The following is a 14391-nucleotide window of genomic DNA, read 5'->3' on the forward strand; positions in this document are numbered from 1 at the left end:
TGCTTGGTTTTATGGCTTACAGTACGCCTTTGGTACTTGGAAGTACCAGTTTCTCCACATCGCGCTTCAATGCCATCTTTATGGCCTTGGCAAATGCCTTAAAAATAGCTTCTATCTTGTGGTGTTCATTGGTTCCCTCTGCCTTAATATTTAGGTTAGCCTTTGCCCCGTCCGTAAACGACTTAAAGAAATGGTGAAACATTTCCGTAGGCATTTTACCTATCATTTCCCGCTTAAAATCGGCCTCCCATACCAACCAATTGCGACCACCAAAATCTATAGCTACCTGAGCCAAGCAATCGTCCATAGGTAAACAGAAGCCATAGCGCTCCATTCCTAATTTATTACCCAATGCTTTGTGGAATACCTCCCCCAAAGCAATTCCAGTATCTTCAATGGTATGGTGCTCATCTATTTCCAGGTCCCCCTTTACCTTTATATCTAGATCCATATGACCGTGTCTAGCCAATTGATCCAACATATGATCAAAGAAAGGTAGTCCGGTATCAATATTGCTTTTCCCGGTACCGTCTAGGTTCAATTTTATATAAATATCGGTTTCATGGGTTTTTCTATAAGTTTCAGAAACCCTGTTTTCTAATTTTAAAAACTCATATATCTTTTCCCAGTCATTGCTTTCTAACGCGATATAAGGGTCTAGATCTTTACGTTGCACGCTTATCTCTCCCACCCCAAAATTAGTTTCGTCATTTATGAAAATACCCTTTGCACCAAGGTTTTTGGCTAGTTCTATATCCGTTAAACGATCTCCAATCACAAAGGAGTTAGTGAGGTCGTAGGCCTCTGTGAAATATTCGGTCAATAGCCCTGTACGAGGTTTACGGGTTTCCAAATTCTCATGTGGGAAACTCCTATCCATAAATACCTTATCGAAAACAACGCCCTCCCCTTTAAAGGTCTCCATTATGAAATTGTGGATGGGCCAAAAGGTATTTTCGGGGTAAGATTCTGTCCCCAGTCCGTCCTGATTGGTAACCATCACCAATTCATAATCTAGCTCCTTGGCTATCTTAGCCAAATAGGTAATTGCCTTCGGATAAAACTCCAATTTCTCAAAAGCATCTATCTGCTCATCTGCAGGTTCTTTGATCATGGTACCGTCACGATCAATAAAAAGCACCTTTTTCCCTGTCTCGCCAATTTGGGCAGCATCTTTACTTATTTCAATACTCATAATTAAGCGGTTGTTATATTTTGTAATACTGTTATTAACTTTAAATTCTCTTCTTTGGTTCCCACGGTAAAACGCAAGGTGTTTTCACAGAGAGGATCTGTTGTTCTATTCCTTACTACAATTCCGTTTGCCAATAATTGATTATATCTTTTGTTGGCATTATCTACCTTCGCCAAAATAAAGTTTGCATCCGAGGCGTATACCTTTTCCACAAAGCTCAATTGCCCCAATATTCTGGATAAAGCAGCTCTTTCAGATAAAATATCCTGAATCTCCCTATTCACCGTCTCCTCGTCCAAGATGCGTTGTAAGGCCCGCTTCTGGCTTAATTCATTTACATTATAGGGCGCTTTTATTTTATTGAGAACATCAATAATATCCTTAGAAGCGTAACAGATCCCTAATCGCACCCCTGCCATGCCATAGGCCTTAGATAAGGTTTGGGTAACTACTAGATTTGGATAGTTATCTAATTCCTTCATCCAACTCGCTTCTTTGGAAAAGTCTATATAAGCCTCATCAACGACCACCAAGCCATTGAATTTCACTAATAGCTCCTCTACCAGCCCTCTGTTAAAACTATTGGCGGTTGGATTGTTGGGAGAGCATAGGAACAGCAATTTGGTGTTCTCATTTGCTTCCTTTAGAATTCCCTCTACATTGGGCTCAAAATCCTCCTTTAGCAAAATTTGCTTATTCCCTACGTTATTAATACCTGCCAATACCTTATACATTCCGTAGGTAGGGGGCAGTGTTATGATGTGGTCTTCCTTTGGTTCACAAAAGGCACGGAACAAAAGATCCAAAACCTCGTCACTGCCATTTCCCAAAAGGATTTGATCTACATGTATTCCTTTATGGGAAGCCAAAGCTGCCTTAAGGGTTCTTTGATGGGGGTCTGGGTATCTATTTACCCCACTCTCAAATGGATTTTCATTGGCATCCAAAAAGACCATTTGGGATCCATCGGAGACATATTCGTCCCTTGCTGAAGAATAAGGGCTTAGCGCCTTTACATTCTCACGGACCAGCCTCGTAATATCAAAAGTATTGTAATTCATTTCTATTTGTTAATACGAAGGGGAAGCGGTATTTCATTTTTTACCTGCCCTTCTAATCCCTTCCAATATCTATAAACTCTTTAATCTTAACGTTACCGCATTTTTATGGGCAAACAATCCTTCGGCTTCGGCCATCAACTCTATAGTATTTCCAATGTTTTGGATTCCTTGCTCCGATATTTTCTGAAAGGTTATGGCTTTCATAAAGCTATCTAAGTTCACCCCACTATATTGTTTAGCGAATCCATTGGTTGGCAAGGTATGATTGGTTCCGGAGGCGTAGTCCCCAGCACTTTCCGGGGTATAGTTGCCTATAAACACAGAGCCCGCATTATAGGTCCTGTCTAAGAAAAACTTTTCGTCTTCTACACAGAGTATATAATGCTCCGGACCATATTCATTAATGAGTGCTGCGGCGGTTTCTTGGTCCGATACATAGATTAGTTTGCTATTTGCGATGGATTTTTGAGCAATTTCCTTTCGTGGCAATGCCTCTAATTGAGATTCCACCTCCTCTTCTACCTCATTAATAAATTGTTTGGAGGTAGATACTAAAATTACCTGGCTATCTATTCCGTGTTCTGCCTGACTTAATAGGTCGGAAGCTACAAAGGCAGCGTTGGCGGAGTTATCTGCCATTACCAATAATTCACTGGGACCAGCAGGCATATCAATAGCAATGCCATATTTGGTAGCAATTTGCTTAGCCACCGTAACATATTGGTTTCCTGGTCCGAATATTTTATATACCTGAGGGATTGTTCCCGTGCCAAAAGTCATACCAGCAATAGCTTGCACGCCTCCCACCTTAAATATTTTATTAACCCCACAGAGTTTGGCGGTATACAGGATAGCTGGGTGTAACTTCCCTTCCTTATTGGGTGGCGAACACAGTACAATTTCCTTACATCCGGCCAAGGTAGCTGGGATGGCCAGCATTAAAATGGTAGAAAACAACGGCGCCGTACCTCCAGGAATGTAAAGGCCTACTTTTTGAATAGGTCTTTTTTCCTGCCAACATTTAACTCCTTCAGTAGTTTCTACTTCCACCCGATGCGTACGTTGGGCGGCATGAAACTTTTCTATATTGCCCTTAGCCAGCTCTATAGCAGACCTTAATGCCTGTGGCACCTGTACTTCTGCTGCTTCCATTTCTTCTTTGGAAACGGAAATATTGTCCAATAAAACCCCATCAAATTTATTGGTATAGCTTTCAATGGCCTTGTCTCCCTCCTTTTGTACATCTAGGAAGATGTTGTTTACCAATTCCTCTATGTCTGCAACCGATTGTGTAGGTCTCTTTAATAGGGAAGCCCAATCTACTTTTTGGGGATTGTATATTTTTTTCATCCGATGCGTATACTAATGTTCTTTATAATTGAAAGGCAAAAATTAATGGGATTTATTAGAGTACCATCTTTTCTATAGGACACACTAAAATCCCTTCGGCCCCTGCCTCTTTAAGCTCCTGTATTACTTCCCAAAATTTATCCTTGTTAATTACGGTATGTACAGAACTCCAACCTTCCTCGGCCAAGGGAAGTACCGTGGGGCTACGCATTCCCGGCAACAAATCTATGATCTCGTCCAGTTTATTGTTGGGGGCATTCAACAGCACATATTTACTTTTTCTGGCAAGTAAGACCGATTGAATTCTAAAGTGTAGTTTTTCCAATAACTCGGTACTTTCTGCAGATATTTTGGGCGATACAGCCAAAACCGCCTCACTGGTATGCATCACCTCTACCTCTTTTAGGTTGTTTTTAAATAAGGTACTTCCGCTAGAAACAATATCACAAACAGCATCTGCCAAACCAATATTTGGTGCAATCTCCACCGATCCATTAATAATATGAAGATCGGCCTGAACCCCTTTACTTTTTAAGTATTTCTCTACAGTATTGGGATAGGAGGTGGCTATTCGTTTTCCTTGAAAATCTTCTACGGAATTATATTTCATGGTTTTAGGAATGGCCAAGGAAACTTTGCATTTGGAAAACCCCAATTTCTCAATAACAGAGATATCGTGCCCCTTCTCTACTAAAACATTTTCCCCAATAATTGCAATATCTACAACCCCATCCCTTAAATATTGAGGAATATCCCCGTTCCTAAGAAAAAAGACCTCTAAGGGGAAGTTTCTCGAACTAGCCTTTAATTGGTCTTTTCCATTGTCGATGGAAATTCCGCAGTCCTTTAAAATTTTTAAGGAATCTTCATTTAACCGACCACTTTTTTGAATAGCAATTTTAATTTTTTTCATTCTGGCTCTTTAATTTTTTTGGTCTGAACAGATCAAACAGGCTTATTTAAATGCAAAACCCGTTTGATTGCTCAAACGGGTTAGAATATAGTTTAGGTACAACAATACATTCCTAGCTCGCTTGAACGCAAGTAATGAAATGATGATGATGTGCCTTGTTGTTTAACATAGTGCTACAAAAGTAAAAATTAATTTTCAACCTTAAAGAATTTATGCTAAACAAATTGCTCCAATATTGTTATATTATCACCTTTTGCCATGATTTACTGATTTCCAAGAATGATAGGCAGTCCAGATTCACCACTGCCAATAACAATTACTTTTGCATTAGGGGATTCGGACAACTTTATAGTGGCATCTATCCCTTTGTCTTGAAGAATTCTATCATTCAGAGATGCACTTAAAATCTGGTTAGCATCTGCCTTACCTTGCGCTTCAATCCTTACCTTTTCGGCCTCCTTCTGAGCTGTAACCAGCCTAAACTCGTATTCCAAGGATTCTTGCTCTTGCTTCAATTTACGCTCAATAGCCTCTTTAATAGTAGCTGGCAAGGTTACATCCCTAACCAAGATATCGTTTAACTGTATGTATTGGTTTTCTACTATTTTCTTAGACTCCTCAAAAATCTCATGCTGAATAGCGTCCCTTTTGCTGGAATATAGTTGCTCTGGGGTATACCTTCCCACCACTGACCGCGCAGCAGAGAAAACCGCGGGCAATAGTACCCTACGTACATAATCTTCCCCTTTTTCCTGGTGTAACTTCCCCAATTGGTTTCGCTTGGGCTCAAACCAAATAGAAGCTTCCAGTTTAATATCCAAACCATTGGAAGACAATACGTTCATTTTTTCAAAGGCTTCTTGTTGACGCACTTCGTAAATAGTAATATTGTTCCAGGGAGCAACTAGGTGAAAGCCCTCTCCCAAGGGTGGTTGATCGGTAACAACACCGCCTCCGAATGTTTTGTAAAGTACTCCTGCTTCTCCGGAACCGATGGTAACGGCAGATTTAGAAACTAATATTACAGCAACGATTAAAACGAATACTATTGGTAATGTAATTTTTGGTAATTTGTCCATTCAAGTTATATATTAAGTTAATCCATTAAATTTTCTAATGATCCATTCCAGTGTCAATGCCAACACAATGATTCCCAAAATTATTCTGAAATCGACCAAAGATACAATAATTAGTTTGCTTATCTGAGTAGGGACATAGCTTTGGTCTGCCGCTAGTGTTTGCACCAAACTGTCTAACTGTTCGGGAAAGAAAAGCTTCCCTCCTGTGTGGTCTGCCAATCGCTGCAGCTTTAAATAGTTACTGGAAGTAAATTGCTTTTCTACCTCAAAATCCAGGATGGTAAAACTTCCTTTTTCATTTATATTTTCATTTTCTACAGTAGTGGTAAAACTATAGGTTCCGGGCCCTAAACTCCTTAAGTCGGCCTCAAAATAGTTGCCTTTTAGCAGCATTGGCGCCTCATGCTGTTGGTTAGTGACGCTATCCTTCACTTTAATGTTAATCGATGCGTTAGGATCTAACCTAAATGCTTTATCGTAATAGGTGGCCTGTATTATTGCCTCATTACTATGGTTATAAATGGGGGAAAAGTTCAGGCTAAACCTTTCCTTTGCAGTATTGGTGGATAAGTAAAAAATTAACTTCCCGAAAAAATCGTCAAAATTTTTAAAACTACCTTCTTCTCTATAAGCGTGCAACCGCCATTTCCAGAGGTTCTCCCCTAACAACAGGGCAGATCTTACACCTTGATCTTCCATTACGGTAAGCAGCGGACTTTCTAACACTATCCCCTTACTGCTCATCGTTAACAAACCTTCCTGTTCTAATGAGATGCTAACAGGACCTGCAGAACTTTCCAAGGGAGGGAACCCATCAAAAGAAAAATTGGCGATATCATACTTGGTGAACCCTGGATTGGAAATAGCAAAAAGCTCCTGAATAGGATAACCGCTTTCCACTTGTACCCCTTCTTGGTTTCTAGTTAGTACTCGCCAATTGGTTTGGTTGCCACCGATAGTCAGGTAATTGGCTTTTCGCAAGGCTAGCTGTTTATAAATCTCTTCAAAGGACGCATCCGGTTGATAAAGAATAAAAAGATCTACCTTATCAAGTTCTGATATATCTATGGAAGATTTATAATGTTCAAGGGAGCGTTGTTCATTGCTTTCCACTATTTTTTTAAGGGCCCCAAGATCTGGATGCAACATATTGGATATCAGGGCAATTTTAGTGCCTTCATCCAAAACCTCCATAGCCACACGTCTTTCATTGTTCCCTGTGTTTTTCTCATTGGAAAGGGGAGCTATTTTAACCCTAATATCCTTTACCCCCACACTTTTGGCCTGTAGTTGTACCTGTACGGTTTTAGCACTATTGGTATTGGAAAGGGATATACGCTCTTGATGTACTAATCCGTTATTTAGAAAAATTTGCAATTGGGAGGTTACCGAATTCCTTCCCTTATAGGTTACAAAGATTTCTAAAGGAAATTTACTGTTGAGAAAACCGTAACGATTGTTGTTGACTCGGGTTATGGCTAGGTCTTCATAGGTAGTGGTATCGCCAACCACCATGGGATAAATAGGGAGATTTTGCCTTTGCCCATAAAACTCATAGTCTTCCCCCAAGGTTTGATTGCCATCAGTAAGGAGAAGTACTGCGGTGTTAGTTTTACCAAAGACCCCATTTATTGCGGACAGGGCTTGGGATATATTGGTGTTGTTTTCACTAAAGGTAAGGCTATCCCCTTCCTTTAGCTGGTTTCCAAACGTATAGGTGAATACGCTAAACTGTTCCTGTAAGCTGTTCTTGGCAGCCTGAAGATGGGATATTACAGTTTTGATCTTATCGCCTTCCCCTGGATGTATGGAGGAGGAATTATCTGCCAAGACCACTAAATTTGGTTTTTCGGTAGTAAGGCTTCTCCGTTCAAATTTAGGGTTTAAGAATAATAATAAAATACCAAATACAGCTATAAAACGAAGCAGGGAAAGCCCCCAGAGGATTTTTTTATCTCCCTTAACCCTGTATTTGTATTGAAACAGTACAAGTGCTAACGAAGCAATTGCTGCAAGCAATATGTATAGAACTGTAGCTGTTTGCATTAAAAAAGAAGTTTAAGCATCGTTTTAAAACGTTTACGGAATAAAACGATGCTTTTTAATTGAATATAACTGCGTTATACTGAAGGGCAACTATTCATAGCCCAAACAGACCTAAGTAAGCATACCTCCATCCACATTCAGCACCTGTCCTGTGATATAGGCCGATAGATCTGAGGCTAAGAATAAACAAGCATTGGCAACATCTTCAGGAGCACCACCACGCTTTAAAGGAATTCCGTCTCTCCATCCCTGAACAACCTTTTCATCCAATTTATCGGTCATTTCCGTTTCTATAAATCCTGGAGCAATGGCATTACAACGGATATTTCTAGACCCCAACTCTAAGGCAATAGATTTGGTAAATCCGATCATTCCTGCTTTGGAAGCTGCATAGTTGGCTTGTCCGGCATTTCCTTTTACCCCAACCACGCTACTCATATTTACAATAGAGCCTTTTCGTTGTTTTAACATGGTGCGTTGTACGGCTTTGGTCATGTTAAAGACCGACTTAAGGTTAATTTCAATCACAGAATCAAAATCGTCCTCCCCCATTCTCATAAGAAGGTTATCTTTGGTGATACCGGCATTGTTAATCAAAATATCGATTACCCCGTCAAAATCCTCCAATACTTGGGCTACCAATTTTTCGGAATCTTCAAAACTTGCTGCGTTACTCTTATACGCTTTGGCTTTAACACCCAAGGCCGTAAGTTCCTTTTCCAAGGCTAGTGCTGGGGCTTCACTGGAACTATAGGTGAAGGCCACGTTTGCTCCATGTTGAGCGAAAACCTGTGCTATTCCCATTCCTATCCCCCTACTGGCACCTGTAATAATTGCATTTTTTCCTTCTAGTAGCTTCATTTTTATAATTTCTTAGTTATGTATCAAATATAAGTTTTGTTTTTCCAGATTGGAAATATTTGTCCAAAATGCGTTTAGGTTTCTACAAACCAGTCCCTATGGACAAAAAAATCCGTTTATACTGAGACTTTCCATAGGAATGGAAAAACGCAGCACAAACGGAATTTCATATCGTTAAAATGGGATTATCCCATTACTTCCTTAACTTTTAATCCTATTTCTGCGGGAGAGTCTACCACGTGGATACCACATTCCCTCATAATAGCTTTTTTAGCCTGGGCAGTATCATCACTACCACCAACTATAGCTCCTGCGTGACCCATGGTTCTTCCTGCAGGGGCAGTTTCACCAGCAATAAAACCAACAATTGGTTTCTTGCTTCCACTGGCCTTATACCATTTAGCGGCATCAGCCTCCAATTGGCCACCAATCTCACCGATCATAACCACACATTCCGTTTCGGGGTCATTAATCAACAATTCTACTGCTTCTTTAGTAGAGGTTCCAATGATAGGATCTCCTCCAATTCCGATAGCCGTGGTAATACCCAATCCTTGACGAACCACCTGATCTGCGGCCTCATAGGTTAAAGTTCCAGATTTGGAAACAATCCCGACAGATCCTTTTTTAAACACAAAACCAGGCATAATACCTACCTTGGCTTCGCCTGGAGTAATTACTCCAGGACAGTTAGGTCCAATCAATCGGCAATCCATATGCTTAATATAATCATATGCCATCACCATATCGGCAACTGGAATACCTTCTGTAATAGTAATAATCACCTTAATACCGGCACTAGCCGCTTCCATAATAGCATCAGCTGCAAAAGCTGGAGGTACAAATATAATGGAAGTATCTGCTCCCACTTGTTGCACGGCTTCCTCAACGGTGTTGAACACAGGTCTTCCCAAATGTTCTTGTCCTCCTTTGCCAGGAGTTACACCTCCAACAACATTGGTACCATATTCAATCATTTGTTCGGCGTGAAAAGTACCTTCGCTACCTGTAAAACCCTGAACAATAATCTTGGAATCCTTATTTACTAAAACGCTCATTATATTATTTTTCGTTAAATTGATTAAAGCAAAAATATAGATTTGAATAGATATACTAAACTATTCCCTTGCTTATTTATTTATCTAATTTTCTCAGCAGGTCTGGAAGCTGTTTTATATAAGCCAATTGCTTTAACTTTTCCCTAGCTTCCTCTACCGGACTCCCGAAGTAGTTTTTACCTCCTTCCAAGGATTTGGATACTCCGGTTTGGGCTAAAACGACTGCTTTCTTTCCTATGGTAGCTGCGCTGGTGACCCCAACTTGACCCCAAAGGGTAACTTCATCCTCTATAATAACACAACCCGCAATACCGGTCTGGGAGGCAATTAAACAGTTTTCTCCAATGACCGTATCGTGCCCCACATGTACTTGGTTATCTAGCTTGGTGCCTTTTTTAATTAAGGTATCTCCCGTTACCCCTTTATCTATAGTACAAAGGGCACCTATATCCACATTATCCTGTACTACTACCCTACCTCCCGATATCAGCTTATCGAAGCCTTCAGGTCTCTTTTTGTAATAAAACGCATCCGAACCTAGGATAGAACCTGCATGGATCACTACATTATCCCCAATAACCGTGTCGTCATAAATAGAAACATTGGAGTGGATTAGGCAATTTTTGCCAATTACTACATTGTTTCCAATAAAACAATTGGGCTGTATCACCGTATTCTCCCCAATTATTGCAGTATTGGAAATGGCAGAATCCGACTTTGCAAAGGGCTTAAAAAAAAGGGTTAGGGCATTAAAATCCCTAAACGGGTCTTCGGAAATTAAAAGAGCCTTTCCCGGGGGACAGTCCACTTTTTTATTGATCAATATTACGGTTGCATTACAATTCAATGCCTTTTCGTAATATTTTGGATGATCTACAAATACAATCTCTCCCTTTTGAACTACATGGATCTCGTTCATTCCCAATACGGGAAATTCATCAGGCCCCACATATTCCGAGTTGATTATGGTTGCAATTTGTTTTAGGGTATATGGGGACGGAAATCTCATATATACAATACTTTATACTGGAAGGCGGAATATTATTTAACCCGCTCTAAATAAGCTCCTTTTTCTGTATCTATTTTAACCTTATCACCTTCGTTGATGAATAGCGGGACATTTACGGTAGCCCCAGTTTCCAAAGTTGCAGGCTTAGTTGCATTGGTAGCGGTATTTCCTTTAACTCCAGGCTCCGTATAGGCGACTTCTAGAATAACACTTGCGGGCATATCCACAGATAAGGGCATACTGTCTTCCGTATTAAAGAGAATGGTAACCACTTCCCCTTCCTTAAGTAGGTTGGGTGCATCCAAAGTACTTTCCTGAAGGGAAATCTGATTGTAATCGTCTGTATTCATAAAATGATACATCTCCCCTTCGGCGTATAAAAATTGGTATGAACGAGTTTCTACTCGCACATCATCCAATTTATGACCGGCAGCAAAGGTGTTCTCCAAAACTTTCCCAGTACTAACGCTTTTTAGTTTAGTTCTAACAAAAGCTGGACCCTTCCCTGGTTTTACATGGAGAAATTCAACTATTTTATAAATGTCGTTGTTGTACCTAATGCACAAACCTTTTCTTATGTCTGATGTATTTGCCATAAATTCTAATTATTACTAAAGTATCCTTTCATAATTCCTCTTTGCGAGTCCCTGATAAATTGCAAGATCTCGTCCCTTTCTGGAGTGGCCTCCATCTCGGCCTCTATGATTTGTAAGGCCTGGCTATTATTGTAGTTTTTCTGATATAATATTCTATAGATGTTCTGTATCTCCCTAATCTTTTCCGAGGTAAATCCACGTCTCCTTAAGCCAACGGAATTGATTCCTACGTAAGATAATGGTTCCCTAGCGGCCTTTACAAAAGGAGGAACATCTTTCCTTACCAAGGACCCACCGGTAACAAAGGCATGGTTACCTATGGACACAAATTGATGCACGGCCACCAGACCGGCAAGAATAACATTGTCTCCAATACTCACATGTCCTGCAAGCGTAGAATTGTTGGAAAAAATACAATTATCCCCAACAAGGCAATCGTGGGCAACATGGCAATATGCCATAATTAGGCAATTTTTTCCAATTACCGTTCTCATTCTATCAACGGTACCCTTATGGATAGTGGCACACTCTCTAATGGTAGTATTATCCCCAATTACAACGGTTGTTTCCTCCCCATCGTACTTTAGGTCCTGTGGAGGTGCAGAGATAACCGCACCGGGAAAGATATTACAGTTTTTCCCAATTCTAGCCCCGTCCATTATGGTTACATTAGATCCTATCCAAGTTCCCTCTCCAATAACTACATTATTATGGATGGTGGTAAACGGGTCTACCACTACATTTTTAGCGATTTTAGCGCCTGGGTGTATATAAGCCAGCGGTTGGTTCATCTATTCTTTCTTTTTAACTATTTGCGCCATCATTTCTGCTTCGCACACTAATTTATTGTTGGCATACGCGTACGCCTGCATGTGACATATTCCTCTACGAATGGGCGAAATAAGACTGCAATGGAAAACCAAAGTATCTCCTGGCAATACTTTTTGCTTAAACTTCACATTATCGATCTTCATAAAGAAAGTTAGGTAGTTCTCTGGATCTGGAACCGTACTCAAGACTAGAATACCTCCTGTTTGTGCCATAGCCTCTACCTGAAGTACCCCAGGCATTACAGGGGCACCCGGGAAATGCCCAACAAAGAACTGCTCGTTCATCGTAACATTCTTCATCCCAACAACATGCTGATCCGAAAGCTCCAATATCCTATCAATCAACAAGAACGGAGGCCTGTGCGGCAACATATCCATAATTTTATGAATATCCATCAATGGAGGCTGACTAAGATCGTATTGAGGAACGGCATTCCTTTTTTCCAATCTAATGATCTTGGATAGTTTTTTAGCAAACTGGGTATTTACAAAGTGTCCAGGCTTATTGGCTATTACCTTTCCCCTGATTCTTGTTCCCGTTAAAGCCAAATCCCCAATCACATCCAACAATTTATGTCTGGCTGCCTCGTTAGGATGATGCAGGGTTAAGTTGTCTAGAATCCCATTAGGCTTAATGGACAATTTTTCCTTATTAAAGGACTTCTCCAATTTTTTCATGGTGTCCTCGGAAATCTCCTTGTCTACATAAACGATGGCATTATTAAGGTCACCGCCCTTAATTAGCCCGTGATCCAATAACATCTCTAATTCATGCAAGAAACTAAAGGTCCTGGCATTTGCGATTTCTGTTTTAAAATCACTTAGCTTTTCCAAGGTGGCGTTTTGAGTACCTAAGACTTTAGTGCCAAAATCTACCATAGTAGTTATTTGATAGCTATCTGACGGAATAATCGTAATCTCGCTTCCCGTTTCTTCGTCCTTATAAGATATAACATCTTTAACGATGTATTCTTCTCTGGCTGCCTCTTGCTCTTTTATGCCAGCACTTTCCAATGCTTCCACAAAATATTTTGAAGAACCGTCCATAATTGGAGGTTCTGGGGCATCCAATTCAATAATGACGTTATCGATCTCCATACCCACCAATGCAGCAAGAACATGCTCTGAGGTATGAATTTTAACGCCGCGTTTTTCCAGGTTGGTCCCTCTTTGGGTATTAACCACAAAATTGGCATTTGCCTCAATCAAGGGCTCCCCTTCCAAATCTACACGTTTAAACGCGTACCCGTAATTCTCTGGGGCAGGTACAAATTTCAATGTAACATTTTCCCCTGTATGCAAACCAACGCCTGTTAGCGTTACTTCTTTTGCAATTGTCCGTTGTTTAATCTCTGTTTTACCCACCGTCAATCCTTTTTTTCGATATGTTCTAATCTATTAATAATTTTAGGTAAATTTTTAAAGTGGACGTACGACTTGTTAAAATCGCCATAACTCAATGCCGGTGACCCCTGAAGGGTTTCATTGTCGTCTACATTTCTACCGACACCGGACTGGGCCTGTACTTTCACATAGTCACCTATAGTAATATGCCCCACTATGCCTACCTGTCCACCTATTTGGCAATACTTACCAATCTTAGTAGATCCGGCGATGCCAGTTTGCGCGGCAATTACGGTATGTTCACCTATTTCCACGTTATGGGCAATCTGGATCTGATTATCCAACTTTACCCCTTTCCTTAAGATGGTAGATCCCAAAGTAGCTCTATCTATAGTTGTACCGGCACCTACCTCCACGTTATCTTCCAAGATAACATTTCCGGTCTGTGGAACTTTTGAGTATTCATTATGTTCATTGGGTGTAAATCCAAAGCCATCTGCCCCCAGGATTACTCCGCTGTGCACTACACAATTCTTACCTATAATGGTTTCAGAATATATTTTGGCACCAGCAAACAACACCACATTGTCGTCTATCTCTACATTATCCCCTATATATACGTTAGGATAAATTTTAACATTGTTTCCAATCTTCACATTGTTACCCACATAAGCGAAGGCTCCCAAATAGAAATCCTCCCCATGTTCTGCGGTATCCGATAAGAAAACCGGACTTTCAATGCCAACTTTATTATTTTTTACCTGATTGTAATACTCCAACAGTTTGGAAAAAGAATTGTAGGCATCATCTACTTTGATGAGCGTGGTTGTGATTTCATGCTCCGGAACGAAATCTCGATTCACTATTGTCACAGATGCTTTGGTAGTATATATATAAGAGGTATACTTAGGGTTAGCCAGAAAGGTTAATGATCCTTCCTCTCCCTCTTCAATCTTAGACAATTTATGAACAGCGACATCCGGATTACCCTCCACATCCCCTTCTAAAATACCTGCAATTTGGCTAGCTGTAAATATCATGGGCACAAA

At 40.4% G+C, this 14391-nt stretch carries 13 protein-coding genes; all 13 read right to left on the reverse strand.

Annotated elements, in window-relative coordinates:
* Positions 1–16 precede the first annotated feature (16 nt).
* Positions 17–1195: a bifunctional histidinol-phosphatase/imidazoleglycerol-phosphate dehydratase HisB gene (gene hisB / locus BV214_RS07095; RefSeq protein WP_086476795.1), complete on the reverse strand. Its 1179-nt coding sequence runs from the start codon at positions 1193–1195 to the stop codon at positions 17–19.
* A 2-nt stretch (positions 1196–1197) separates the two neighbouring features.
* Positions 1198–2256: a histidinol-phosphate transaminase gene (gene hisC / locus BV214_RS07100; protein WP_086476796.1), complete on the reverse strand. Its 1059-nt coding sequence runs from the start codon at positions 2254–2256 to the stop codon at positions 1198–1200.
* 69 nt (positions 2257–2325) lie between these two features.
* Positions 2326–3606, reverse strand: coding sequence for a histidinol dehydrogenase (gene hisD, locus BV214_RS07105; RefSeq protein WP_086476797.1), 1281 nt, complete (start codon positions 3604–3606; stop codon positions 2326–2328).
* Between the two features lie 55 nt (positions 3607–3661).
* A complete protein-coding gene (hisG, locus tag BV214_RS07110; protein ID WP_086476798.1) occupies positions 3662–4519 on the reverse strand; it encodes an ATP phosphoribosyltransferase in 858 nt (285 codons plus the stop codon).
* Positions 4520–4782: 263 nt separating this feature from the next.
* Positions 4783–5598, reverse strand: a complete 816-nt coding sequence (locus tag BV214_RS07115; protein ID WP_086476799.1) for a prohibitin family protein — start codon at positions 5596–5598, stop codon at positions 4783–4785.
* 12 nt (positions 5599–5610) lie between these two features.
* Positions 5611–7644, reverse strand: coding sequence for a vWA domain-containing protein (locus BV214_RS07120; RefSeq protein WP_086476800.1), 2034 nt, complete (start codon positions 7642–7644; stop codon positions 5611–5613).
* A gap of 111 nt (positions 7645–7755) precedes the next feature.
* Positions 7756–8505: a 3-oxoacyl-[acyl-carrier-protein] reductase gene (fabG, locus tag BV214_RS07125; RefSeq protein WP_086476801.1), complete on the reverse strand. Its 750-nt coding sequence runs from the start codon at positions 8503–8505 to the stop codon at positions 7756–7758.
* Between the two features lie 185 nt (positions 8506–8690).
* Entirely contained in the window at positions 8691–9563 is an 873-nt protein-coding gene (sucD, locus tag BV214_RS07130; protein ID WP_086476802.1) for a succinate--CoA ligase subunit alpha, read from the reverse strand.
* Positions 9564–9639: 76 nt separating this feature from the next.
* Positions 9640–10572: a UDP-3-O-(3-hydroxymyristoyl)glucosamine N-acyltransferase gene (locus BV214_RS07135; RefSeq protein WP_086476803.1), complete on the reverse strand. Its 933-nt coding sequence runs from the start codon at positions 10570–10572 to the stop codon at positions 9640–9642.
* 32 nt (positions 10573–10604) lie between these two features.
* Positions 10605–11168: an elongation factor P gene (gene efp / locus BV214_RS07140; RefSeq protein WP_086476804.1), complete on the reverse strand. Its 564-nt coding sequence runs from the start codon at positions 11166–11168 to the stop codon at positions 10605–10607.
* Positions 11169–11173: 5 nt separating this feature from the next.
* Positions 11174–11959: an acyl-ACP--UDP-N-acetylglucosamine O-acyltransferase gene (lpxA, locus tag BV214_RS07145; RefSeq protein WP_086476805.1), complete on the reverse strand. Its 786-nt coding sequence runs from the start codon at positions 11957–11959 to the stop codon at positions 11174–11176.
* A complete protein-coding gene (locus tag BV214_RS07150; protein ID WP_086476806.1) occupies positions 11960–13369 on the reverse strand; it encodes a bifunctional UDP-3-O-[3-hydroxymyristoyl] N-acetylglucosamine deacetylase/3-hydroxyacyl-ACP dehydratase in 1410 nt (469 codons plus the stop codon).
* Entirely contained in the window at positions 13366–14382 is a 1017-nt protein-coding gene (gene lpxD, locus BV214_RS07155; protein WP_086476807.1) for a UDP-3-O-(3-hydroxymyristoyl)glucosamine N-acyltransferase, read from the reverse strand. Before lpxD ends, BV214_RS07150 begins: the two co-directional genes overlap by 4 nt.
* Positions 14383–14391 lie beyond the last annotated feature (9 nt).

It is taken from the genome of Arenibacter amylolyticus (assembly GCF_002150785.1).
Taxonomy (GTDB): domain Bacteria; phylum Bacteroidota; class Bacteroidia; order Flavobacteriales; family Flavobacteriaceae; genus Arenibacter; species Arenibacter amylolyticus.